Source organism: Aquitalea sp. S1-19 (genome assembly GCF_024343515.1).
This window is the reverse complement of sequence record NZ_RJTZ01000300.1, coordinates 1-1,476: the sequence shown is the minus strand read 5'-3', so window position 1 is coordinate 1,476 and position 1,476 is coordinate 1. Positions and strand designations below refer to the sequence as shown.

General features: G+C 56.3%; 2 protein-coding genes. One reads left to right on the top strand and one right to left on the bottom strand.

Annotated elements, in window-relative coordinates; translation table 11 throughout:
* A partial coding sequence (locus EGI20_RS18600) for a hypothetical protein (protein WP_498633180.1) occupies nt 1-1,132 on the top strand: 1,132 nt, incomplete at its 5' end.
* 110 nt (nt 1,133-1,242) lie between these two features.
* Here the strand turns inward: EGI20_RS18600 and EGI20_RS18595 are convergent.
* The coding region (locus EGI20_RS18595; RefSeq protein ID WP_498633178.1) for a helix-turn-helix transcriptional regulator at nt 1,243-1,476 on the bottom strand (234 nt) is incomplete at its 5' end.

The window sequence follows — 1,476 nt, the reverse complement described above, 5'->3', positions numbered from 1 at the left end:
GGGCCAATTGGCCGGCATTGATCCTAACGGTGAAAACGATGTCCGCATCGAAACCTTCCTCGACGAGCGAGAAACTGCACAAGGCGGCAAGGGTTTTCTCAAGATTACCGTCAACGGCAAGGTTATCGTCGACCAGAAAGGGCCGAACGTACAGGCCGGCGCGACCCAGCCCTACAACTGGTCAATGGGCATGTATTTGTGGAACAACACCGTTGCGCTGCCATATGACCGCTTTATCTACTTCAAGAGTGCCCGCCTGATCGAGCCTGAAGAGACCGTCACACCGGAACCTGTCGTCGGCACCACCTATGTGGCCAAGTCGCCTTATACGCCGACGATCGGCAACAGCAAGGTTAGCGTGGATATTGGTGCACCGCTGATCACATACGACTTCAGCGGCAACCAACCGTTCTACAACCCAACAGCCGGGCGCTCTGACCTCCACACCATCAATGTGTGGGATCCGGTTAACAAGCAATCCCAAGTAGTACAGGGCTGGCAACTGAAGAACGACGGTGTGAAGGATCGCGTCTTCAAGACGGATGGCTATACCGCCATCGGCGTGATTGCCGGCGACGGCATCGTCGAGGAGAAACTACGCACCCAGGTCAATGCCTTCCCGATTTCGACACGCAAGCATGTTGCATGGGATATGAAGTTCCGCATGGGTGGCCGCAACCTTAGTACACCATGGCATAAGGCACCGGTGGGCGAATCCAGCGCGACCGTATGGCAGCTGAAAACACCAGGTTATGGACCGACTCTGCTGATGGGGGTCGATAGCGATGCTCAGGATAAAAACAAGCTGGAGATATCCTTCGACGCACGGGTCAACCCACAACTAGGTGGCCAGCGCCTCGGCCAACTGGCCGGCATCGATCCGGATGGCGAAAACCATGTCCGTATCGAAGCTTTCCTCGACGAGCGTGAAGCCTCGCAAGGCGGCAAGGGCATCCTGAAGATCACCGTCAACGGCAAGGTCATCGTCGACAAGAAGGGGCCAAATGTACAGGCCGGCGCAACCCAGCCCTACAACTGGTCGGCAGGCATGTATCTGTGGCGCAATACTGTTGCCCTGCCCTACGATCGCTTCATTTACTTCAAGACCTTGCGTCTGATTGATCTGGATTGAACAGGGCGGATTGCAACTTGATTTTCGCGCCTAACCATAGCCGCTGAAATCCGGTAGCAGCGACAAAGGGCAGCACGCTTTAACGCGTGCTGCCCGTTTTTTATGTTGAATCAACCCAGCGTATGCTGCCCCAGCGCACTGACACTATTGAGCATGATGCGCACCAGTTCGGTCTGGCGGCGCACGCCGGTCTTGGAAAAGATCGAGCGCAGATGCGCACGCGCGGTGTTGTGACGTATACCCAACTCTTCCGCCGCTTCTTCCAGCGACAGACCATTGGCCAGATGCACCGCCAGCGTGGACTCGGCCGGCGTCAGTCCGAATAATTGCTGGGTGACCTTTAA